Below are 22,024 nucleotides of genomic sequence, written 5' to 3'. Positions count from 1 at the left end.
CCGGCACACAGGTGAGAGGCCCACGCGCCTCCCTGCTCGGGCGGTGACCGGCGCCGCACCGGTTCCCGGAAGCACGACGCCGTCCGCGCCCGCCGTCCGGAAGGAGCCGGCCGTATGAGGACCGTCATCGTCGTCGGGGCCTCGCTCTCCGGGCTGTACGCGGCCCGTGAGCTCCGTGCCCAGGGGTTCGACGGGCGGCTGGTGGTCGTCGGGGACGAACCGCACCGCCCCTACGACCGCCCGCCCCTGTCCAAGGACTTCCTCACCGGCCGGTCCGGCGAGGACGCACTGGCCCTCGGCGACACCGGGGAAATGGCCGAACTCGACGCGGAATGGCTCCTCGGCACCCGCGCCCGCGGCCTCGACACCCGAGGCCGCACCGTCCTCCTGGACGACGGCCGTACGGTCTCCGGCGACGGCGTCGTCATCGCCACGGGCGCCTCGGCGCGCCGGCTGCCGGGTCCCGGACTCGCCGGGGTCCACACCCTGCGCACCCTCGACGACGCCCGCGCCCTGCGCGCCGAACTGACCACGGGTGCCCGCCGTGTCGTCGTGATCGGCGGAGGCTTCATCGGCGCCGAGACCGCGTCCTCGTGCGCCGGACTCGGCCACGACGTCACCGTCGTGGAGGCGGCTCCCCTGCCGTTGGTGCCCCAACTCGGCCCCGAGATGGCGGCCCTGTGCGCGGCGCTGCATCGTCGTGGCGGCGTCGGCCTGGTCACGGGCACGGGCGTCACCGCACTGCGCGGTCGGGACGCGGTCACCGCAGTGGAACTCTCCGACGGCCGTCTCCTCCCCGCCGATGTCGTGATCGTCGGCATCGGCGCCGTCCCCAACACCGGCTGGCTGGCGGGCTCGCCGCTCGCGCTCCACGACGGCGTGCTGTGCGACGACGGCTGCGCGACGGCTCTGCCCCAGGTGGTCGCCGTCGGAGACGTGGCCCGCGTGGGCGGAATCCGCGCCGAGCACTGGACCAGCGCCACCGAGCAGCCCCGGATCGCCGTGCGCAACCTCCTGGCCGGGTACACCGCGGAGACCGTGCGCCCGCTGCCCTACTTCTGGTCCGACCAGTACGGGGCGCGGATCCAGTTCGCCGGACGGCGGCTCGACACCGACACCGTCCGCATCGCGGAAGGCACGGTCACCGACGGGGCACCGGGCGAGGACGGCCTGCTCGCGCTGTACGAGCGCGAGGGCCGGACGACCGCGGTGCTGTCCGTCAACCGCCCCCGCCCGTTCATGCGGGCCCGACGTGAACTGGGCCGCGGGGCCGACGCGATGGAGGCGGTCTCCTAGGGCCTGTCGTCAAATTCCCGCCTGCCGGGCGACGCCTGGCACGCTCCCCCAGCCTCCGGCCGGGGGGACCCCACTCGCTGCACCGGGCGAAAGCCCAAGTACGTCCAGTACGCGGACTTCCGCCCGGCACACCGAGAGCACGCACCAGACGCCGCCCGACCCGCCCTCCGGGCGGACGCCGGGAATTTGACGACAGGCCCTAGGCCGGACACGACCCGGGACACGGCGGAGCCGGTGTCCCAGGACGCGTGACGTGTCAGGAGTGCGACAGCTGGCCCGCGCCGCCGCCCCGACGGCGTATCCGCTCCTTGGTCCGCTCCGCGGAGCGTTCCTGACGCCGGATCTTGCGCCGCTCGCGCCGCAGGGCCCGGGCGGTGCTGCTCGGCTCCGACACCACGCCGTTGCGCTGGTTCCACACCTGGCGCGTCACCCAGACGTCCAGCGCGCCCCAGGTGGCCACCACCGTGCTCGCCACGCTGCTCAGCACCATGGGGAACGCGAGCCACGAACCGGCCAGCGTGCACAGGAAGGCGACCATCGCCTGGATCAGCGTCACGGCGATGATGATGACGGCGCGCACCGCCGACGTACGCACGGGATCGGGCAGCCGACGCCTGTCCGCGGGCTCCTCGACCCACAAGGGCCGGTAGTACGCCTGCTCTTCGGGCTCCGTGACGTACTGCTCCCCGGTCTGCGGCACCCGGTCGTCCCCGCTCCTCGCGAAGGGCTTCGCCCCGGCTTCCGTCACAGCCCCCGGCCTGCTCTCTCCCGCAGTCCTCGTGCCCGCCTGCGCGGCAGACACGGCCTCTGCCTCTGCCACAGCTCCTGCCCCTGTCACGGGCGCGGTTCCGGCCCCCGCCGCAACCGCGGACCTCCACCTGGCCTCCGCCACACGGTCCGCTTCCGCGGCCGCGCGGTCCATGGCTGCGAGATCGGCCGCGATGTCGGCCGGAATGTCCCGACGGGGGATCTGTGACCCCCGCTCCGCCTCCGCGATCGTCGTGGCGCCCGTCCCGGGTGCCCCGTACCGCTCCGCCGTGCCCATCAACCTGTCACTCCCCACCGCCCGACAGCCGCTCGCTCCGGTGTCACGAGACTCCGGCTCCCCATCGGCTGCCCGGCTTGCGCTGTTATACGCCCCCTGGGCGCGGCATCCGGCACCTGCAGCCGATTCCGCCTCCAACTTCCATACAGACAGACGATCGGCGTAAGCCGAAGATTCCCGGCGATCGAAAAATTTCGGCCAAGTGGTGCGCCGAGCGGACCCGGTTCCGCTCTTTTCCCCGTGTCGGTTTCAGGGAGGCAATCTCCCGCAATGAACGGACAACTGCGGATGTCTTGTTCCGGATACGCGCCGCGTCGGTCCGGACAGGCTCGGACAGGCCTTCGAGATACCTGTGCGTCGGTAGTAGGCTCACGCCGTTTGTTGCCGTACATGTGTGCCCCCGTCCCCGGGGGTCGAGCTGGGGGAGGCCATGCGCTTTCGCGGGAAGTCCATCCGCCGGAAGATCGTGGCGCTGCTTCTCGTGCCGCTGGTTTCCCTGACCGGGATCTGGGGCTTCGCCACCGTACTCACGGGCCGCGAGGTCAACCAGCTGTTCGACACGACCTTCATCGTGCAGGAGATCGGCTACCCCACCGAGGACGTCATCAGCGTCCTCCAGGCCGAGCGCCGACAGACCCTCGTCTATCTCGCGGACCCCCGGGCCTCCGACGCCCTCACCGACCTGCGCCGCACCCGGACCGCCACCGACGAGGTCGTCTCGAAGATCCGCAGGAACGCCAGGAACTCCGAGGTACGCGACGAGATGGGTTCCGACACCACCGAGCGTCTGACCGCGATCCTGGACGCCTTCGACGGCGTGGGGTCGCTGCGTCAGAGCGTCGAGGACAACACCGTCACCCGCGCCCAGGCACTGGACCTCTACAACCGCCTGGTGGACCCCTGTTACATCCTCCTGGCCAACCTCCAGGTCCTCGACAACGTGGACGTGGACAAGCAGGGACGCGCCCTCGTCAACATGTCGCGCGCCCGTGAGCTGCTGGCCCGCGAGGACGCCCTGCTCGGATCCGCCCTCGTCGTCGGCAAGGTCACCCGCGAAGAGGCACGCGACATCTCCGACCTCGTGGCCCAGCGCACGATCATGTACGAGATCAACCTCCCGCAGCTGCCCTCCACGGAGCGCGTCCGCTACGAGCGCTACTGGAAGAACGCCGCCACCGCGCCCCTGCGCGTGGCCGAGCAGTCCGCCCTCGCCTCCGCGCCGGGCACCCCGCGCGGCGTCACCGCGAAGAGCTGGGACGGCCTCGCCGACGGGGTCCTCGACGGCCTCGACAAGTTCAACACCCAGGCGAGCGACCGCTTCCAGGACCGTGTCCGCCCCGTCGCGGTCGGCGTCATCGTCAAGGCGGCCATCGCCGGGGTGCTCGGCCTGGCCGCGGTGCTCTTCTCGCTCTTCATGTCCGTACGCATCGGCCGGAGCCTCATCCGCGACCTGCGCCGGCTCCGCCAGGAGGCCCACGAGACCGCGGGCGTCCGGCTGCCCAGCGTGATGCGCCGCCTCTCCGCGGGCGAACAGGTCGACGTCGAGACCGAAGTCCCGCGCCTGGAGTACGAGAAGAACGAGATCGGCGAGGTCAGCCAGGCGCTCAACAGCCTCCAGCGGTCCGCCGTCGAGGCCGCGGTCAAGCAGTCCGAACTGCGCAGCGGGGTCTCCGACGTCTTCGTGAACCTCGCCCGCCGCAGCCAGGTCCTGCTGCACAAGCAGCTCACGCTCCTCGACACGATGGAACGCAGGACCGAGGACACCGACGAACTCGCCGACCTCTTCCGCCTCGACCACCTGACGACCCGTATGCGCCGCCACGCGGAAGGCCTGGTCATCCTCTCCGGAGCGGCCCCCTCCAGGCAGTGGCGCAAGCCCGTCCAGCTGATGGACGTCGTACGCGCCGCCGTCGCCGAGGTCGAGGACTACGAACGCATCGAGGTCCGGCGGCTGCCGCGGATGGCGGTCACCGGCTCCGCCGTCGCCGACCTCACCCACCTGGTGGCCGAACTCCTGGAGAACGCCACGGTGTTCTCGCCGCCGCACACGGCCGTACAGGTCCTCGGTGAGCGCGTCGCCAACGGCTTCACCCTGGAGATCCACGACCGCGGCCTCGGCATGGCCGCCGAGGCACTTCTCGACGCCAACCTCCGCCTCGCCGAGACCCCCGAGTTCGAACTGTCCGACACCGACCGGCTCGGCCTCTTCGTGGTCAGCCGGCTCGCCCAGCGGCAGAACGTACGCGTCTCCCTGCAGCCGTCCCCGTACGGCGGGACGACCGCGGTGGTCTTCGTGCCCGACGCGCTGCTCTCGGACGACGTGCCCGACACCAACGGCGTCGGATTCCGGCTCGACCGGGCGGCTCCCTCCAGGAACGCGAAGAACGAGGCCGACGAAGGCCGCAGGGCCGCCCTGTCGCAGGTGCCGGTCACGCTGCCCGGCCTGTCGGCGTCGATCCTCGACGGACCGGTCGAACTGGAGGCGCCCGTCGGCCTGGACGCCCTCGAAGACTTCCCCGGCGCCCTCGACGACGAGGACGGCGAACGCGGCGGCATCTTCCGCCCGCGCCGCTCCATCGCCGGGCCGGCGGGGGACGAGACGCGTGAGGCACCGCGTGAGCCGGCACCCTCCTCCGAGGACGACGACGAGCGGCCCGGTGTCTCGCTGTCGCGCCGCCGCACCCCCAAGCTGGTCAGCTCGCACGGCCGCCCCGTGACCCACGGCAGGTCGCGGCGCGACGAGATCACGGACCGCCCGGACACCGGTGAGGTCACGGAACTGCCCCAGTCGGCCCAGGCTCAGGACCGGACCCGGTCCCAGGAGACGTCCGAGCGCTCCGGCGTGCTCGAAGAGCTGCCGAAGCGGTCGAGGGGCGCCAGGCGTGGGCCGGGACGCCGGGAGACCGGGGACCCGCTCACCGTGCGCAGGGGCGAGGCCGACGACTGGCCCGCGGGAGTCGGCGCGGGCCCGGCGGACCGCGAGCGCCGCCCGGCCCCCGAGCGTGGCGCGGACCGCGGAGCCGAGCCGGGCGGAGTGACGGGCGGAGCGGTCGTGCGCGGCCCCGGAGCCGCGGACGGCGGACCCGGTGAAGCCCCGGCCCTGCCGCAGCGCGGATCGCGCCGCGGGATCGAACCGAACGGCACGCGTCCCGGCGCCCCGTCGCCCGGCATCCCGGGCGCCCGCACCGCCGGACCGGCCGGAGGCCCTGCTTCCGGTCTGCCCCGCCGGGTACGGCAGGCCAATCTGGCCCCGCAGCTGAAGGAAGGGCCCGACCTGCGCACCACGCGCGCCCCGGCCCGTACGACGGACCCCTCGGAGCGTGACGCGGACGAAGTACGCAACCGGATGGCCTCGCTGCAGCGTGGTTGGCGGCGTGGGCGCGAGGAGAACGCCGCGGGCGACGAGGCCCAGGACGGCACAGCACCAGGAACGACTAAGGGAGACGGCCGATGACCGCACCGAAGGCCGCCGGCCACACCACGACCACCACGGCGACGGGGGAGCTCAACTGGCTCCTCGACGACCTGGTGGCGCGTGTCGCCAGCATCCGCAAAGCACTCGTGCTCTCCGGAGACGGCCTCCCCACGGGGGTCTCGACCGATCTGACGAGGGAGGACAGCGAACACCTCGCCGCCGTCGCCTCCGGATTCCACAGCCTCGCCAAGGGCGTCGGCCGCCACTTCGACGCGGGCAGCGTCCGGCAGACGGTGGTCGAACTGGACGAGGCGTTCCTGTTCGTCACGGCCGCCGGTGACGGCAGCTGCCTCGCCGTCCTCTCCGACGCCGACTCCGACGTCGGCCAGGTCGCGTACGAGATGACGTTGCTCGTGAAGCGCGTCGGCGTACATCTCGCCGCCGCTCCGCGCACCGAACTGTCCTCGGGCGGGTAGTGAGTCGGCATGAGCGGAGACGGGCAGGAGCTGTCCCACTGGTTCGACGACGAGGCCGGACCTGTGGTCCGTCCGTATGCCATGACACGAGGCCGCACCACCAGCCCGAACCAGCACCGCCTCGACCTGATCGCGGTGGTGGTGACGGAGGAGTACGCCTCCGACCCCGAGGCGGACAACTCCCTGTCCCCGGAACACGTGGACATCGTCGAACTCTGCCGTGACGCCCCCCAGTCGGTCGCCGAACTGGCCGCCGAACTCGACCTGCCCATCGGGGTCGTACGGGTTCTCATCGGCGACCTCGTCGAAGACGAACTGGTCCATGTGACCCGTCCGGTACCCCCGGCGGAGCTGCCGGACGAAAGCATTCTGCGTGACGTGATCAGCGGCCTCCGGGCTCTGTGAACCGCGTGCCACCACAGCGGCAACGAGACACCACCTGAGCGAGCGAGAAGCGAGAGAAGAGATCGATGATCTTCGGGCGCACTGAACGCGGCAAGGCCCCGGTCGAGCCCGTCACTCTCAAGATCCTCGTGGCGGGCGGCTTCGGCGTCGGCAAGACCACCCTGGTCGGCGCCGTCAGCGAGATCAAGCCGCTGCGCACGGAGGAACTGCTGACCGAGGCGGGCCGTCCGGTCGACGACACGAGCGGTGTGGAGGGCAAGCACACCACCACGGTCGCCATGGACTTCGGCCGCATCACGCTGCGCGAGGACCTCGTGCTGTATCTCTTCGGCACGCCCGGCCAGGACCGCTTCTGGTTCCTGTGGGACGAGCTCGCGACCGGCGCCCTGGGGGCGGTCGTGCTCGCCGACACCCGCCGTCTGGAGGACTGCTTCGCGGCGGTCGACTACTTCGAGCGGCGCTCCATCCCCTTCGTGGTGGGCGTCAACTGCTTCGAGGGCGCCTCCCGTTACCCCGCCGAGGACGTACGCCAGGCCCTCGACCTGGACTCCGCGGTCCCCGTGGTCCTGTGCGACGCACGCGGCCGGGAGTCGGTCAAGGAAGTCCTCATCGAGGTCGTCCAGCACGCGATGGCGTACGCCGCCGAACGCCGGCACACCGTCACCGGCTGAAGCACACGACGGCCCGGGGGCCGCGCTTCCGCTTCTTTTCGTGCTCCACGCACGCGTGGAGCACGAAAAGAAGCGGTACGGCAACGGAACTCAGTGCGCGTCGTCGTGCCAGCCGAAGCTCTTCTCCACCGCCTTGCGCCAGTTGCCGTACTCGCGGTCACGGACCGACGCCTCCATGGACGGTGTCCACTCGGCGTCCTTCTGCCAGTGCGTCTTCAGCTCGTCGAGGTCGTTCCACACCCCGGTCGCCAGACCGGCCGCGTACGCCGCACCCAGGCACGTCGTCTCGGAGACCTTCGGGCGGATCACCGGCACGTCGAGCACGTCCGCCTGATGCTGCATGAGCAGATTGTTCTTGGTCATGCCGCCGTCGACCTTCAGGGTCGTGATCTGCACCCCGGAGTCCTGGAACATCGCGTCCACGACCTCACGCGTCTGCCAGCTCGTCGCCTCCAGGACGGCCCGCGCCAGGTGCCCCTTGGTGACGTACCGGGTCAGCCCCGTGACGACCCCGCGCGCGTCGGAGCGCCAGTACGGCGCGAACAGACCCGAGAACGCGGGCACGATGTACGCGCCTCCGTTGTCGTCGACACTCGTCGCCAGGGTCTCGATCTCGTCGGCGGTACGGATGATGCCGAGCTGGTCGCGGAACCACTGCACCAGCGCACCCGTGATCGCGATGGCCCCTTCCAGGCAGTAGACCGGTGCCTCCGTGCCGATCTTGTACCCCATGGTGGTCAGCAGCCCGTTCTTCGAGGGCACGGGCCGGTTCCCGGTGTTGAGCAGCAGGAAACTGCCCGTTCCGTACGTGTTCTTGGCCGTGCCCACGTCGTAGCAGGCCTGCCCGAACACCGCCGCCTGCTGGTCGCCCAGCGCGGAGGCCACCGGGACCCCGGCGAGCTGGCCCACGGCCGTCCCGTACACCTCGGAGGAGGACTTGATCTCGGGGAGGACCGCCTCGGGGACGTTCATCGCGGAGAGGATGGACTGGTCCCACTGCAGTGTTTCGAGGTTCATCAGCATGGTGCGGCCGGCGTTGGTGACGTCGGTGACGTGCCGGCCGCCGTCGGTGCCGCCGGTGAGGTTCCAGATCAGCCAGGAGTCGATCGTGCCGAAGGCGATCTCACCGCGCTCGGCGCGGGCCCGCAGCCCCGGCACGTTGTCCAGCAGCCAGGCCGCCTTGGGGCCGGAGAAGTAGCTGGCCAGCGGCAGCCCCGTCTGCTCGCGGAAACGGTCCTGCCCGTCCGTGCCGCCGAGTTCGTTGCAGAGCGCGGAGGTACGGGTGTCCTGCCAGACGATCGCGTTGTGCACGGGCTTGCCGGTGGCCCGGTCCCACAGGACCGTCGTCTCCCGCTGGTTGGTGATGCCCAGCGCGCTGAGCTGGTCCGCGCGCAGCCCGGCCTTCGCGATCGCGCCCGCGACCACGGCCTGTACCTTCGACCAGATCTCGGTGGCGTCGTGCTCCACCCAGCCGGGCTTGGGGAAGATCTGGCGGTGCTCACGCTGGTCGACGGCGACGATCGCGCCGTCCTGGTTGAAGACGATGCAGCGGCTCGACGTGGTGCCCTGGTCGATCGCGGCGACGAACTTGTCCGTCATGACGTCCCCTTCGTCGGATTCTGCGTAGGGCGGCAGCGGCTCCCCCCGTCACCTACTCGATGCCCGCCGACCGACCGGCACCGGGAAGGTGACGACCGGGCCTAGAAGGCCGCGTTGAAGATGACCCCGGCCAGCGCTCCGCCGATCAGCGGCCCCGCCACCGGAATCCACGAGTAACTCCAGTCCGACGTACCCTTGTTGGGGATCGGCAGGATGGCGTGGGCGATACGCGGGCCCAGGTCGCGGGCCGGGTTGATGGCGTACCCCGTCGGCCCGCCGAGCGACAGACCGATGCCGACCACCAGGAACGCGACGATCAGGATCGCGGTACCGGACTGGCCGAGCCCCTCGGTGAGCCCGAAGGCCAGGATCGGCAGGACCAGAGCGACGGTCGCGATGATCTCGGTGATGAGGTTCGCCACGGGATTGCGTATCTCGGGCGCGGTGGAGAAGATCCCGAGCGTCGGCTGCGCGATCTCCTCCTCGGCATTGGCCTGGAACTGCGCGAAGTAGACCAGCCAGCACAGCACCGCGCCGAGGAACGCGCCGACCATCTGCCCGGCGATGTAGATGTGGACCTGGTCCCAGTCGCCGGTGTCGATCGCGATGCCGATCGTCACCGCGGGGTTGAGGTGCCCGCCGGACAGCGGCGCGGCGGTGTACGCGCCGGCCAGCACGCCGAAGCCCCACCCGAAGGCGATGACGACCCAGCCGGCGTCCTTCGCCTTGGAATAGTTGAGTACGACAGCGGCGACGACTCCGGCGCCGAAGAGGATGAGTATCGCTGTGCCGATGACCTCACCGACGAAAACATCTCCGTTGCTCATGGCGGCTCCTAGGCCCAAGCCCGGGGCGATCCGCCCCGGTCCACCGTGCAGGGTGCGTTCCCATGGCTACTTCAGCCGAGGGCAGGGAGATCCCGCGCCCCGCCCGGCGTCCGTGACGAGCGTGCCGTAGCAGTCGAATCGCCGGTGGGGGATGGCCCGTTGGCGCGGACGAGGACCGCGCGGCGCAGTGCCTGAATACGCCGAATTGCGGCGACGCCGACTGACACCGGAAGTGTTCACCGGCACTGATGGAGCGTCAAGGTCGCGGGCGAGAACGGTTCGCACCCACCCCTCGCACCGGTCGCGTGCCGTCGCGAAGCCCTGTACCGCAGGCCCCGTCCGACGCCGGCGAGGAGCAGCCCGCCGTCTCATCTGACGGCGATCACGGCCGAACCGTGCCCGAACAGGCCCTGGTTCGCGGTGACTCCGACCCGGGCGCCCGCCACCTGCCGGTCGCCCGCCGCTCCCCGCAACTGCCGCGTGAGCTCGCAGACCTGGGCGATGGCCTGGGCGGGAACGGCCTCTCCGAAGGAGGAGAGTCCGCCGCTCATGTTCACGGGTATGCGGCCGCCCGGCGCCGTCGCGCCCTCCCGCAGGAGCTTGGCCGCGCCGCCCTCACCACACAGCCCCAGGTCCTCGTACCACTGCAGTTCCAGGGCCGTGGACAGGTCGTAGACCTCGGCGAGCGAGAGGTCCTGCGGACCGATCCCCGCCTCCTCGTAGGCCGCCCGCGCGATCGACGCGCGGAACGTCCCGTCCGCGGGCTCCACCGCGACCGCCGAGTCCGTCGCGATGTCGGGCAGGTCCAGCACGGTGGTGGGATAGCGGGGCGTCACCGTGGACACCGCGCGGATCCGCACCGGGTCCGCGGCCCCGTGCCGGCGCGCGAACTCCATGCTGGACAGCACCAGCGCCGCCCCGCCGTCCGAGGTGGCGCAGATGTCGAGCAGCCGCAGCGGATCGGCGACCACGGCGGAGGCGGCGACCTCCTCCGCGGTGACCCGCTTGCGGTAGCGCGCGTTCGGATTCAGCGCTCCCATGGCCGCGTTCTTCACCTTGACCTGCGCGAAGTCCTCCAGGGTGTCCCCGTGGACCGCCATCCGCCGACGCGCGTACAGCCCGAAGTACGTCGGATTCGTCGCCCCCAGGACCCGGAACCGCAGCCAGTCCGGATCGTCGGCCCTGTCCCCGCCCGCGGGCCGGAAGAACCCCTTCGGCGCGGCGTCCGCACCCACCACGAGCACCACGTCCGCGAGCCCCGAGAGGATCTGCGCCCGTGCCGTGTCGACGGCCTGCGCCCCCGACGCGCACGCGGCGTACACACTCGCCACCCGGGCCCCCTGCCAGCCCAGCGCCTTGGCGAACGTCGCTCCGGCGACATATCCCGGATAACCGCCACGCACCGTGTCCGCGCCGACGATCGAGCCGACCTGCCGCCAGTCGAGCCCCGCGTCGGCCAGCGCCTCGCGCGCCGCCACCGTCCCGTACTCGACGAACGACCGCCCCCACTTGCCCCACGGGTGCATACCCGCGCCGAGCACCGCCACCTCACCCGTCATGCCGTCACCCCCGTCGGCCGCCAGTGCCAGGTCGTCCAGGTCGTCTCCGCGTCCTCGTTCAGCACGCCCGGGACGACCTCCACCTCCATGCCCACCGTCAGATCGGCGACGGCGACACCGGGAACCGTCTGCCCGAGCACCACGAGGCGCTCGGCCGCCAGCTCCACAGCGATCAACGCGTAGGGCTGCCATTCGAGTTCCCGGTCGGACACGTAGGGTGACGGCGGCCGGTACCGGCTGTCCGTGTAGGACCAGATGCGGCCCCGCCTCGACAGCGGTATCTCCACGAGTTCGCCGCCGGAGCAACCCGGATTGCGGCAGAAGGCGTCTTCCCGGGGGAAGAACACGGACGCGCAGACCGAGCAGCGCGTGCCGAGGAGCCGGAAGTCGTCTCCCTCGCCGGCGAACCAGCCGGTGACGACGGGTGTACGAGTGCGCGACAAGGTTCCTCCACGACACTGGATCTGCTGGATCTGACGGAACGTCAGAAGTCTGCCACGGGCCACGCCGATTGGGCAGTGTGCAGGGAGCACGCCGCCCGGTGCGGAGAACCGCGGGTGACCGCGGAGAACCGGCGCGGGCCTCCTGGGCGTCCGGCCATCGGTAGGGACGACCGGGGCCCACGGGGGTGGTCCCGGCCGTCCCTCACCCGGAACCACCCGATCCGGCCGCCCGGATCCCCTCCCTCCGGGGCACGACCCGGCCCGCCGATCGGGCGCGGACCGTATCCGATCACTTCCCCCGGGCAACCCGCGCCTGATAGACGCATGGGTCATGACCCGACTCACCACAGCGGTACGCGGTCTCGTCACCGCGCTCGCCGCCCTGCTCGCCGTCAGCGCCGCCTCCGCCACCGCGACGGCGACACCCGAGCCGAAGGCCCCCGGGGACTTCGTGGCACTCCGGTCCGTGGACCGCACGATCATCCAGGAGATCCGCTACTTCACCCCGCACAACTTCGTGGGCGAGCGCATCGACGGCTACCGCGAGCCGCTGTGCATCCTCACGAAACCCGCCGCCGAAGCCCTCCACGAGGCCCAGCGGCAACTCCTGCCCCAGGGCTACTCCCTGAAGGTGTACGACTGCTACCGGCCCCAGCGAGCCGTCGACCACTTCGTCCGCTGGGCCAAGGACCTCGACGACCAGCGCATGAAGGACGAGTTCTACCCGAACGTCGACAAGACCCGGCTGTTCGAGGACGGTTACATCGCCGAGAAGTCCGGCCACAGCCGCGGCTCGACCATGGACCTCACGATCGTGAAGCTCCCGGCGAAGCCGACCCGGCCGTACGTCCCCGGAGAACCCCTCGTGCCCTGCTTCGCGCCCCGGAGTGACCGCTTCCCCGACAACTCCGTGGACATGGGGACGGGCTACGACTGCTTCGACACCCTGTCCCACACGCTCGACCCGCGCATCCAGGGTCAGCAGCGAGCCAACAGGCTCCTCCTCAAGGACACGCTCGAAAACCTGGGCTTCGTGAACCTTGCGGAGGAATGGTGGCACTTCACCTTCAAGCCCGAGGCCTACCCCGACACCTACTTCGACTTCCCGGTCTCGACCCACTCCCTCGTCACAACCCATTGAGCAGGCGCTGGGCAGGTACTGAGGAGGCGCTGAAACACCACTGGGGCTGCCAACCGAAAACAACCTTCTGATCATCGGATACAGTCCCGGGCGTGTCTTCAACCCATATCCCGTCCGCCAACTCCGCGCCGGGCACCCATTGTTCGAGTTGCGGCGCACCCTACGGAGAAGGCGTCTCCGGCTGGCCCCGTACCTGCGCCTCCTGCGGCGGTGTGGCCTACCGCAACCCGTTGCCGGTCGCCGTGGCCCTGCAGCCCGTGTACGACACCAAGGGGGCGGCCCTGGTCGTCATCACCAGAACGATCGACCCCGCGCGCGGGGGAGTCGCTCTGCCCGGCGGGTTCATCGACCACCGGGAGGACTGGCGGCAGGCCGTCGTCCGTGAGCTCAAGGAGGAGACGGGCATCGTCGCGGCGAGCCGCGACGTACGCCTCGTCGACGCGCTGAGCTCTCCCGACGGGCACCTGCTGCTCTTCGGAGCCCTCCCGGAGCGCCCCGCCGACGACCTGCCGCCGTCCGCCGCGACGGACGAGACCGAGGGCTGGCACCTGCTGCGCAGGTCGACCGAACTCGCCTTCCCGCTGCACACCATGGCGGCCAAGGCGTGGTTCGACGGCCGGTACATCTGAGGGACCCCGGGATTCTCGGAGCCGGCTCGTCAGGGCCTCGGCCCCAGCCCCCGCACCCGTACGGGAAGGGACGGCTCGACCGGGCCGTCCTCCCCCTCCCGCTCGACGACCACGCGCGCCCCCTGCCGGCGCGTCACATACCGCTCGATCTCCGGCTCCTCCGAGCCGTCCCCGGAGTCGCTGACCACCAGCCCGCCCCCGGTCCGCCCGTGGGCGGGCGCCCACACCTCCAGCTCCGGAGAGCCGTCGTCGCCGCGTACGGGCAGCACGGCACCCGCGCGGACCAGAACCGGGATCCGTGACAGCGGGGCGTCGACCAGCACCTGCGCGGGCCCTTCGTACACCCTCTCGGTCTCCACGTCGTACCAGCGGCCCCGCGGCAACCGCACGGCACGCCGGTCCGACCCCGGCTCCAGCACCGGAGCCACCAGGAGACAGTCACCCAGCAAGAAGGCGTCCTCGCAGTCGCGCAACGCCCTGTCCTCCGGGACGCCCCACCACAGAGGCCGCACATAGGGCGCACCCGTACGCCGTGCCAGATGCGCCAGCGTCATGAAGTACGGCAGCAGCCGCCGCCGCTCGACGAGCGCCACGCGCGCGTGCTCCAGAACCTCGTCACCGAACTCCCAGGGCTCCCCGTGCCCGGCCCGCGGACCCGCGTGCGTACGGAAGAGCGGCAGATACGCGCCCAGCTGGAGCCACCGCAGATACAGCTCGGGGGAGGGCTCCCCGCCGAAGCCGCCCACGTCCGGACCCGAGTACGGCACTCCGCACAGCCCCAGTCCCAGCACCAGCGACAGCGAGGCCCGCAGACCGGGCCAGCCCGTGGCCGGCTCCCCGGACAAGGTCCCTCCGTAGCGCTGCGTCCCGGCCCACCCGGAACGCGAGAACAGGAACGGCCGCTCAAGGGGGACCAGTTCGCCCAGCCCCTCGTGGGCGGCCCTGGCCATGGTGAGGGCGTACACGTTGTGCGCCTCGCGATGGTCGCCGCCGCGGCCCTCCAGGTCGTGCCGCGCCGAACGGGGCAGCGTGGACTCGCCGAAGGCGGTGAGGGACAGGGGTTCGTCCAGGTCGTGCCAGAAACCGGCGAACCCCTGGGAGAGCCGCTCCTCGTAGAGCCCGCCCCACCACCGGCGCGTACGCGCGCGCGTGAAGTCCGGATAGACCGCCTCGCCCGACCGGACCACCCCGCGCACCACCTCTCCGGCGGAGTCCCGCACGAAGGCGTCCTCGGCGGTTCCGGTGTCGTACACGGAGTTGCCGGGTTCGGTCCTGACAGCCGGTTCCACGATCGACACCAGCCGGATCCCGTCCCGGCGCAGTTCCTCCGCGAGCACCGGCAGCTTCGGGAAGCGGTCCCGGTCGACCGTGAACGTCCGCTGCGCGTCGAAGTGGTCGACACCCAGGTGCACGGCGTCCAGCGGCAGCCCGTGCTCGTGGTACCCGCCCACGACCCGCCGCACCTCCTGCTCGCTCCCTGCGCCCCGCAGCACGTGATGGTGCCCCAGGGCCCAGGCAGGCGGCAGCGCGGCGGCACCCGTCAGAGACGCCCAGGTCTGCAACACGCGCGCGGGAGTGCCCACCACCACCCAGCAGCGCAGCGGCCCGCCCTCCATGCGCAGATCGCTCGCCCCGGCCCGGTCGTGCCCGGACCCGGCACCCTCCTCGCCCTCGCGCAGGGTCACGGTGCCGTCCCAGGAGCTGTCGTGGAACACCAGGTGCGTGGCCGCGTCGGCCACCACCATCTGCACCGGCATGGTGAGGTGCAGCGGATCGTCACCGGAACCGAAGGCGTGCCCGGCACCGGCGTTCCACAACCGGTACGTCCCGCCGCGCAGCCGGAGCCCCGAAGCACGCCCGCCCAGGCCGAAGAAACGCGCGTCCGCGGCCACTTCGGAGCGCTGCATCCAGCGCGCCACGCCACCCCCGACCGGCTCCCACCACCGCGGCGGCAGTTCGCGCCGCAGACTCACCCCGCCCGGCGTCCGCACCTCCACGGCACCGAGCCGCGACACGACCACCGTCATCCGCTCCGCCACCACCCGCCAGGCGCCGTCCTTGTCCGGCTCCAGCACGGCCCGGGGATCCGCCTCGGGAACACCGCCCGCGAGCGCGTACGAGGGCTCGGGCCCCGCCCCGTCCCAGCCCCAGAAGACCGCTCCACCCGCCGTGACGGTGATCCGCAGCTCCGACCGGGTGAACCGGACGACGCCGCCGCCGGGCGCGGGTTCCGCGGCCAGCACGGGCCCGGGAACCCGCGCCCGTTCGGCCCCCCGCACCGGCAGCCCGACGGCGTCGATACGCCTCCTGCGCCACGCGGCCCGCACGGTGAGCAAGCCCTGGCCCGCCCCCGCAGAACCGACCGCCTTCATCGAACGCACCAGGTCACGACCGTTCATGCTGCTCAGCCTGCCACCCGAATGGACCCATGAGTGTTCCGTTCAACTTCCGTTCACCCATGGCCCCACCACATGTTCACGGGGCGGACTATGTGGGACCAACCCTGGTGCCAAAGTCGATCACATGGCATCGTCCGTCTCAGCCGCGTGACGCGCACACCCCAGCCCGTGCGCGGTACACGCACACGACGCGCGCAGTCCGGGAGCCGACCCATGACCTCATCGAACCCCTCGCCGCTCTGGCAGCCCGACCGGGAACACATCGCCCAGGCGCAGATCACCCGATTCCAGACCTGGGCGGCCGAGCACCACGGAGCCCCCGCCGAGGGCGGCTACGCCGGTCTGCACCGCTGGTCCGTGGACGAACTGGACACGTTCTGGAAAGCCGTCACGGAGTTTTTCGACGTACGGTTCACCACCCCCTACGCGCGCGTGCTGGGCGACCGCTCGATGCCGGGAGCCCAGTGGTTCCCCGGAGCCACCCTCAACTACGCCGAGCACGCGCTGCGAGCGGCCGACACCCGAGCGGACGAACCGGCCCTCCTGTACGTCGACGAGACCCACGAGCCCCGTCCCGTCAGCTGGTCCGAACTACGCCGGCAGGTCGGCTCCCTGGCCGCCGAACTGCGTGCCCTCGGCGTACGCCCCGGAGACCGCGTCAGCGGCTACCTCCCGAACATCCCGCAGGCCGTGGCCGCCCTCCTCGCCACCGCCGCCGTCGGCGCGGTGTGGACGTCCTGCGCCCCGGACTTCGGCGCCCGCAGCGTCCTGGACCGCTTCCAGCAGGTCGAACCCGTCGTCCTCTTCGCGGTCGACGGCTACCGCTACGGAGGCAAGGAACACGACCGCCGGGACACCGTCGCCGAACTGCGCCGCGAACTGCCCACCCTGCGCGCCGTCGTCCACATCCCGCTGCTCGGCACCGAGGCCCCCGAAGGCGCCCTGGAATGGTCCGCCCTCATCTCGGCGGACGTGACACCCGTCTACGAAGAGGTGCCTTTCGACCACCCGCTCTGGGTGCTCTACTCCTCCGGCACGACCGGCCTGCCCAAGGCCATCGTCCAGTCCCAGGGCGGCATCCTCGTCGAGCACCTCAAACAACTCGGCCTGCACTGCGACCTGGGACCCGAGGACCGCTTCTTCTGGTACACCTCCACCGGCTGGATGATGTGGAACTTCCTCGTCTCCGGCCTCCTGACCGGCACCACGATCGTCCTGTACGACGGCAGCCCCGGCTTTCCGGACACCGGCGCCCAGTGGCGCATCGCGGAACGCACCGGCGCCACCCTGTACGGCACCTCGGCGGCCTACGTCATGGCGTGCCGCAAGGCGGACGTGCACCCCTCCCGCGACTTCGACCTGTCCCGGATCAAGTGCGTCGCCACCACCGGTTCGCCCCTGCCGCCCGACGGGTTCCGCTGGCTGCACGACGAGGTGCGCGACGACCTGTGGATCGCCTCCGTCAGCGGCGGCACCGACGTGTGCTCCTGCTTCGCGGGAGCGGTCCCCACCCTCCCCGTCCACATCGGCGAACTCCAGGCCCCGGGCCTCGGCACCGACCTCCAGTCCTGGGACCCGAGCGGCAAACCCCTCATCGACGAGGTCGGCGAACTCGTCGTCACCAACCCCATGCCGTCCATGCCGATCCGCTTCTGGAACGACCCCGACGGCAGCCGCTACCACGACAGTTACTTCGACACGTATCCCGGAGTCTGGCGCCACGGCGACTGGATCACCCTCACCTCGCGCGGCTCCGTCGTCATCCACGGCCGCTCGGACTCCACCCTCAACCGCCAGGGCGTCCGCATGGGGTCGGCCGACATCTACGAAGCGGTCGAACGCCTGCCGGAGATCCGCGAATCCCTCGTCATCGGCGTCGAACAGCCCGACGGCGGCTACTGGATGCCGCTCTTCGTCCACCTGGCACCGGGAGCCGAACTCGACGACGACCTCCTCGGCCGCATCAAGCGGACCATCCGGGAACAGCTCTCCCCCCGCCACATCCCCGACGAGGTCATCGAAGTCCCCGGCATCCCCCACACCCTGACGGGCAAGCGCATCGAGGTCCCGGTCAAACGCCTCCTCCAGGGCACCCCCCTCGACAAGGCCGTCAACCCCGGCTCCGTCGACGACCTGGACCTGCTCCACTTCTACGAGCAACTGGCCCGCGACCGCGCCTGACCGCCCCCTGCCGCGACCGCCTCGGACACCCCGGGGCGGATTGTCAGTGCCGCCGGTTACGGTGAGTGAGCATTGATCACCGCGCACAGGGGGAAAGATGGCGCACACCCAGCACCAGACCATGCGACGCGTCCTGCGCCGCGAAGTCGCCGGAACGATCGGCCTGCTGACCGACGAGCAGGACTTCACCGCCATGCGACGCCGCTACCGCACCTTCGCCTTCGACGACCACACCAACTATCTCCGGCAGGTGGAGGCACTCCTCAGGACACTCGCGTCCGAGGGCGGCCACACCACGGTGGCACTCTTCGACCCCGAGGAGTACGCGGAGTTCTGCGCCGAGCACGCACTCGACCCCGACACCGCCTCCAGCCGCACCCGCTTCACGGCCGAACTCGCCACCACCGGCGCGACCGTCCCCTACGAAGGCCAGACCCTCGACACCCTCGTCCCCGACCTCATCGACGAAGCGGTCCGCCGGGCCACCTGGGAGTACGCGACCACGCTCCTGGCCAGGAGCGGCAGTTGCGCGTCCTGCGGCGAGGACATCGGCCGAGCCGCCTTCCAGCGCGCCTCGGATCTGCTCGTCCGCATCCTCCAGGCCTCGGGCCCCGGGGAGCGGCACCTCGTGTGCAGTGTCTCCACGGAACCCGAGGCACTGGTGGCCGTCCTGCGCACCGACGACGACCAGTACGGAACACCGCACCTGGACGAGGCGGAGGCACTCGAATTCACCACGGTGCTCGCCCTGGGCATCGCCACCCGGTGCGCAGGCGGCCTCGTGATGCGCACCGCCGCGCCCGACGCCACCGACCAGGTCTACGGCTGGCGTCTGCGCGGCGAGGCACTGGAACCCCTCACCGCGGGAGAGGTCTTCGACGCCTACTGCACGGACGCCGAATCGGGCGACCTCGTCTCCCCGGAGTCGGGCGTCGACTACTGCGCGCCACCGGACCTGGGCGACGACGGCCACACGACCGCGCACACGCACTGAACACGCCCACCGAACACGCGAGGGGCGCCCCACCCTTCGGTGGAGCGCCCCTCGATCACGGATGACTACGCCCGACTACTCGCCGGACAGCACTGCCTGAGCCGCCGTGCGCGCCTCTTCGGCGCTGTCGCAGGCACGCGCGGCCGCCGCGGCCCGCTCGCACTGCGCCAGCGTGTACTTGGCCAGCGTCGCGCGGACGTAGGGAATCGACGCCGCACCCATGGAAAGGGAGGTGACACCCAGACCCGTCAGCACACACGCGAGCAGCGGGTCCGAAGCGGCCTCGCCGCAGACGCCACAGCTCTTGCCCTCGGCCCGGGCCGCCTCGGCGGACATCGCGACCAGGTCGAGCAGCGCCGGCTGCCACGGGTCCTGGAGCCGGGACACGGCGCCCACCTGACGGTCGGCGGCGAAGGTGTACTGCGCGAGGTCGTTGGTACCCAGCGACAGGAACTCGACCTCCTGCAGGATCGAGCGCGCCCGCAGAGAGGCCGACGGAATCTCGACCATGGCACCGAACTTCGCCTGCAGGCCCGCGGCACGGCACGCGTCGGCGAACGCCTTGGCGTCCGCACGGTCGGCGACCATCGGCGCCATGACCTCAAGGTGGACGGGCAGGCCCTCGGAAGCCTTCGACAGTGCCGTCAGCTGCGTACGCAGCACGTCGGGGTGGTCGAGCAGCGACCGCAGACCACGCACGCCCAGCGCCGGGTTCGGCTCGTCGGCGGGCGTCAGGAAGTCGAGCGGCTTGTCGGCGCCCGCGTCGAGCACACGCACCACGACCCGCCCCTCGGGGAAGGCCTCAAGCACCGTGCGGTACGCCTCGACCTGCTTCTCCTCCGACGGCGCGTTCTTGCTGTCGTCGAGGAAGAGGAACTCGGTGCGGAACAGACCCACGCCCTCGGCACCGGCCTCGACCGCCGCCGGAACGTCGGCCGGGCCGCCGATGTTGACCAGCAGCGGAACCTTGTGTCCGTCGGAGGTGGCCCCGGGCCCGGTCGACCCGGCGAGCGCCGCCTTGCGCGCGGCAGCCGCGGCCTCCAGCTCGGCCTTCTTCTCGGCGCTCGGGTTCACGAAGATCTCACCGGAACTGCCGTCCACGGCGACCATCGTGCCCTCGGCCAGCTCACCGGCTCCCGGCAGTGCCACCACGGCGGGTACACCGAGAGCCCGCGCCAGGATCGCGCTGTGGCTGGTCGGCCCGCCCTCCTCGGTGACGAAACCGAGGACCAGCGTCGGGTCCAGCAGCGCCGTGTCGGCCGGCGCGAGGTCACGGGCGATGAGGACGTACGGCTCGTCGCTGTCGGGAACTCCCGGCATCGGAACACCGAGCAGCCGGGCGACGATACGGTTCCGCACGTCGTCGAGGTCCGCCACCCGGCCCGCGAGGTACTCACCGGCGTTCGCCAGGAGGGCGCGGTACGAGGCGAACGCGTCGTACACCCCGCGCTCCGCCGTGCTGCCGACGGCGATACGCCGTTCGACGTCGGCCATGAGCTCCGGGTCCTGGGCCATCATGGCCTGCGCCTCAAGAACGGCCTGGGCCTCGCCGCCCGCCAGATTGCCGCGCGCCATCAGATCGGCGGCCACGGCTTCCACGGCCTTACGGGCGCGGCCCTGCTCGCGCTCCGCGTCCTGCACCGGTATCTGCTTGGCAGGCGGTTCGAGGACCGCCGTTCCCATGTGCCGAACTTCGCCGATCGCCACACCGTGGCTCACGCCGACGCCTCGCAGCGTTGTCTCCATGTCACCAGTCTCCGATAGGGCGGCGGCTCCTGCCGCCGTGATGTCGTGCCGTGCCTGCCGTCGCTGACGGCGATGAGGTCAGTGCCAGCTGAAGAGAGCGTCGCCAGCCTTCACTTCGCCGTCAACGCTGACGTCGGAGAGGGACTCTGCCGTGGCTTCGAGGGCCACGATGGGACAGATGGGGGACTTGCCGGCCGCTTCGACGGCGGCGGGGTCCCAGCGCACCACGGCCTGCCCGCGCTGCACGGTGTCGCCCTTGTTGACGAGCAGCTCGAAACCCTCGCCGTTGAGCTGAACGGTGTCGATGCCCAGGTGCGTCAGCACTCCGTGACCCTCGTCGTCGACCACGACGAAGGCGTGCGGGTGAAGGGAGACGACGACGCCGTCGATGGGCGAGACCGCCTCGGAGGCCTCCCGTACGGGGTCGATCGCGGTCCCGGGGCCCACCATGGCCCCGGAGAAGACGGGGTCGGGTACAGCGGTGAGTCCGATGGTGCGTCCTGCAAGAGGGGACGTCACGTTGGTCATGGGAAGCCTCCCGGGGGGCGGGGATTCATATGGGCCGTCACTGCCTGTCCCGGACGGCGCACTGTTGAGCAGCGTAAGTCATGAGAAGTGACGGTTCCGCGCCAAGAGGAGCTGGTGAGCCGGTTGGCGGTCGTCGTGCTCGACGGAAACGATTTGCGCCCGCTCCGGAGCCCCGTGTACTGTCGTACTCCTGCTTGAGGCTGAGGGACGCGAAAGTGTCCGTGCCTGGCAGCACCCAAACTTGTCAGATCCTCTCTCGGGGTCTGGTTCTGCATGTTCGCAGAATCGGTGGTCAGGGAGACGGAAATTCACTGATAGAGTTTGGGAACACGAAGGGAAGCGCCCGGAGGAAAGCCCGAGAGGGTGAGTACAAAGGAAGCGTCCGTTCCTTGAGAACTCAACAGCGTGCCAAAAATCAACGCCAGATATGTTGATACCCCGTCCATCACCGCATGGTGGTGGGTGGAGGTTCCTTTGAAAAAGTCCTGCCGGGGTTACACCTGGTAGGCGCATCAGCGAGGACGCTGTGAACGGCCTTCCTTATTCCGGTTGGTCGTTCCGCTCTCATGATGTGGACCGGATTACCGGTAAACATTCACGGAGAGTTTGATCCTGGCTCAGGACGAACGCTGGCGGCGTGCTTAACACATGCAAGTCGAACGATGAACCA

17 protein-coding genes and 1 rRNA gene are annotated in these 22,024 nt (G+C 70.8%); 10 read left to right on the top strand and 8 right to left on the bottom strand.

Features of this window, described 5'->3' with window-relative positions; translation table 11 throughout:
• Positions 1-114 precede the first annotated feature (114 nt).
• A complete protein-coding gene (locus ACFVH5_RS07560; protein ID WP_385832618.1) occupies positions 115-1,296 on the top strand; it encodes an NAD(P)/FAD-dependent oxidoreductase in 1,182 nt (393 codons plus the stop codon).
• 256 nt (positions 1,297-1,552) lie between these two features.
• On the opposite strand, the gene ACFVH5_RS07555 is transcribed toward ACFVH5_RS07560, so the two are convergent.
• A complete protein-coding gene (locus tag ACFVH5_RS07555) occupies positions 1,553-1,996 on the bottom strand; it encodes a hypothetical protein (RefSeq protein WP_384812189.1) in 444 nt (147 codons plus the stop codon).
• Positions 1,997-2,771: 775 nt separating this feature from the next.
• Between ACFVH5_RS07555 and ACFVH5_RS07550 the strand changes: the two genes are divergently transcribed.
• The 4 genes from ACFVH5_RS07550 (at position 2,772) to ACFVH5_RS07535 (ending at position 7,308) form a co-directional block, all read left to right on the top strand.
• A complete protein-coding gene (locus ACFVH5_RS07550) occupies positions 2,772-5,795 on the top strand; it encodes a nitrate- and nitrite sensing domain-containing protein (protein WP_385832617.1) in 3,024 nt (1,007 codons plus the stop codon).
• The gene (locus ACFVH5_RS07545; protein ID WP_384812154.1) at positions 5,792-6,232 is read left to right on the top strand and encodes a roadblock/LC7 domain-containing protein; all 441 of its coding nucleotides are present in this window, start codon (positions 5,792-5,794) and stop codon (positions 6,230-6,232) included. The genes ACFVH5_RS07550 and ACFVH5_RS07545 overlap by 4 nt, the downstream gene beginning before the upstream one ends.
• 9 nt (positions 6,233-6,241) lie before the next feature.
• A complete protein-coding gene (locus tag ACFVH5_RS07540; protein WP_107019590.1) occupies positions 6,242-6,637 on the top strand; it encodes a DUF742 domain-containing protein in 396 nt (131 codons plus the stop codon).
• Positions 6,638-6,702: 65 nt separating this feature from the next.
• Positions 6,703-7,308: an ATP/GTP-binding protein gene (locus tag ACFVH5_RS07535; protein WP_107019589.1), complete on the top strand. Its 606-nt coding sequence runs from the start codon at positions 6,703-6,705 to the stop codon at positions 7,306-7,308.
• Between the two features lie 90 nt (positions 7,309-7,398).
• On the opposite strand, the gene glpK is transcribed toward ACFVH5_RS07535, so the two are convergent.
• The 4 genes from glpK to ACFVH5_RS07515 form a co-directional block, all read right to left on the bottom strand.
• Positions 7,399-8,907 (bottom strand): glycerol kinase GlpK, encoded by a 1,509-nt coding sequence (gene glpK / locus ACFVH5_RS07530; protein WP_384812156.1) that lies wholly within the window; start codon positions 8,905-8,907, stop codon positions 7,399-7,401.
• 101 nt (positions 8,908-9,008) lie between these two features.
• Positions 9,009-9,734: an MIP/aquaporin family protein gene (locus ACFVH5_RS07525; RefSeq protein WP_385832616.1), complete on the bottom strand. Its 726-nt coding sequence runs from the start codon at positions 9,732-9,734 to the stop codon at positions 9,009-9,011.
• Positions 9,735-10,102: 368 nt separating this feature from the next.
• A complete protein-coding gene (locus ACFVH5_RS07520; RefSeq protein WP_385832615.1) occupies positions 10,103-11,293 on the bottom strand; it encodes a lipid-transfer protein in 1,191 nt (396 codons plus the stop codon).
• The gene (locus tag ACFVH5_RS07515; RefSeq protein ID WP_385832614.1) at positions 11,290-11,736 is read right to left on the bottom strand and encodes a Zn-ribbon domain-containing OB-fold protein; all 447 of its coding nucleotides are present in this window, start codon (positions 11,734-11,736) and stop codon (positions 11,290-11,292) included. Before ACFVH5_RS07515 ends, ACFVH5_RS07520 begins: the two co-directional genes overlap by 4 nt.
• A 331-nt stretch (positions 11,737-12,067) precedes the next feature.
• On the opposite strand from ACFVH5_RS07515, the gene ACFVH5_RS07510 reads away from it, so the two are divergent.
• A complete protein-coding gene (locus ACFVH5_RS07510) occupies positions 12,068-12,877 on the top strand; it encodes a M15 family metallopeptidase (RefSeq protein ID WP_384812167.1) in 810 nt (269 codons plus the stop codon).
• A 92-nt stretch (positions 12,878-12,969) separates the two neighbouring features.
• Positions 12,970-13,506: an NUDIX domain-containing protein gene (locus ACFVH5_RS07505; protein WP_385832613.1), complete on the top strand. Its 537-nt coding sequence runs from the start codon at positions 12,970-12,972 to the stop codon at positions 13,504-13,506.
• A 29-nt stretch (positions 13,507-13,535) separates the two neighbouring features.
• Here ACFVH5_RS07505 and ACFVH5_RS07500 read toward each other — a convergent pair whose 3' ends face one another.
• The gene (locus ACFVH5_RS07500; RefSeq protein WP_385832612.1) at positions 13,536-15,905 is read right to left on the bottom strand and encodes a glycoside hydrolase family 31 protein; all 2,370 of its coding nucleotides are present in this window, start codon (positions 15,903-15,905) and stop codon (positions 13,536-13,538) included.
• A gap of 213 nt (positions 15,906-16,118) precedes the next feature.
• On the opposite strand from ACFVH5_RS07500, the gene ACFVH5_RS07495 reads away from it, so the two are divergent.
• Together ACFVH5_RS07495 and ACFVH5_RS07490 are read left to right on the top strand one after the other, a co-directional pair.
• The gene (locus tag ACFVH5_RS07495; RefSeq protein ID WP_385832611.1) at positions 16,119-18,086 is read left to right on the top strand and encodes an acetoacetate--CoA ligase; all 1,968 of its coding nucleotides are present in this window, start codon (positions 16,119-16,121) and stop codon (positions 18,084-18,086) included.
• Positions 18,087-18,183: 97 nt separating this feature from the next.
• Positions 18,184-19,080 (top strand): hypothetical protein, encoded by an 897-nt coding sequence (locus ACFVH5_RS07490; protein ID WP_385832610.1) that lies wholly within the window; start codon positions 18,184-18,186, stop codon positions 19,078-19,080.
• Positions 19,081-19,155: 75 nt separating this feature from the next.
• Here ACFVH5_RS07490 and ptsP read toward each other — a convergent pair whose 3' ends face one another.
• Positions 19,156-20,826, bottom strand: coding sequence for a phosphoenolpyruvate--protein phosphotransferase (gene ptsP / locus ACFVH5_RS07485; RefSeq protein ID WP_385832609.1), 1,671 nt, complete (start codon positions 20,824-20,826; stop codon positions 19,156-19,158).
• A gap of 78 nt (positions 20,827-20,904) precedes the next feature.
• On the bottom strand, positions 20,905-21,354 hold the full coding sequence (locus ACFVH5_RS07480) for a PTS glucose transporter subunit IIA (protein WP_384812184.1): 450 nt from the start codon (positions 21,352-21,354) through the stop codon (positions 20,905-20,907).
• 594 nt (positions 21,355-21,948) lie between these two features.
• On the opposite strand from ACFVH5_RS07480, the gene ACFVH5_RS07475 reads away from it, so the two are divergent.
• Positions 21,949-22,024 (top strand): 16S ribosomal RNA (locus ACFVH5_RS07475); the annotation flags it as partial.

Origin of the sequence: Streptomyces sp. NPDC127119 (genome assembly GCF_042677425.1) — a bacterium.
In the GTDB taxonomy this organism is placed as follows: domain Bacteria; phylum Actinomycetota; class Actinomycetes; order Streptomycetales; family Streptomycetaceae; genus Streptomyces.
This window is presented reverse-complemented; position numbering and strand designations above follow the sequence as displayed.

What these genes read in the sequence shown, in the direction of transcription:
- ACFVH5_RS07490 (WP_385832610.1), top strand. Translation starts at nt 18,184, where the DNA reads ATGGCGCACACCCAGCACCAGACCATGCGACGCGTCCTGCGCCGCGAA.
- ACFVH5_RS07480 (WP_384812184.1), bottom strand. Translation starts at nt 21,354, where the DNA reads ATGACCAACGTGACGTCCCCTCTTGCAGGACGCACCATCGGACTCACC.
- glpK (WP_384812156.1), bottom strand. Translation starts at nt 8,907, where the DNA reads ATGACGGACAAGTTCGTCGCCGCGATCGACCAGGGCACCACGTCGAGC.
- ACFVH5_RS07525 (WP_385832616.1), bottom strand. Translation starts at nt 9,734, where the DNA reads ATGAGCAACGGAGATGTTTTCGTCGGTGAGGTCATCGGCACAGCGATA.
- ACFVH5_RS07535 (WP_107019589.1), top strand. Translation starts at nt 6,703, where the DNA reads ATGATCTTCGGGCGCACTGAACGCGGCAAGGCCCCGGTCGAGCCCGTC.
- ACFVH5_RS07560 (WP_385832618.1), top strand. Translation starts at nt 115, where the DNA reads ATGAGGACCGTCATCGTCGTCGGGGCCTCGCTCTCCGGGCTGTACGCG.
- ACFVH5_RS07540 (WP_107019590.1), top strand. Translation starts at nt 6,242, where the DNA reads ATGAGCGGAGACGGGCAGGAGCTGTCCCACTGGTTCGACGACGAGGCC.
- ACFVH5_RS07545 (WP_384812154.1), top strand. Translation starts at nt 5,792, where the DNA reads ATGACCGCACCGAAGGCCGCCGGCCACACCACGACCACCACGGCGACG.
- ACFVH5_RS07500 (WP_385832612.1), bottom strand. Translation starts at nt 15,905, where the DNA reads ATGAACGGTCGTGACCTGGTGCGTTCGATGAAGGCGGTCGGTTCTGCG.
- ACFVH5_RS07550 (WP_385832617.1), top strand. Translation starts at nt 2,772, where the DNA reads ATGCGCTTTCGCGGGAAGTCCATCCGCCGGAAGATCGTGGCGCTGCTT.
- ACFVH5_RS07510 (WP_384812167.1), top strand. Translation starts at nt 12,068, where the DNA reads ATGACCCGACTCACCACAGCGGTACGCGGTCTCGTCACCGCGCTCGCC.
- ptsP (WP_385832609.1), bottom strand. Translation starts at nt 20,826, where the DNA reads ATGGAGACAACGCTGCGAGGCGTCGGCGTGAGCCACGGTGTGGCGATC.
- ACFVH5_RS07520 (WP_385832615.1), bottom strand. Translation starts at nt 11,293, where the DNA reads ATGACGGGTGAGGTGGCGGTGCTCGGCGCGGGTATGCACCCGTGGGGC.
- ACFVH5_RS07495 (WP_385832611.1), top strand. Translation starts at nt 16,119, where the DNA reads ATGACCTCATCGAACCCCTCGCCGCTCTGGCAGCCCGACCGGGAACAC.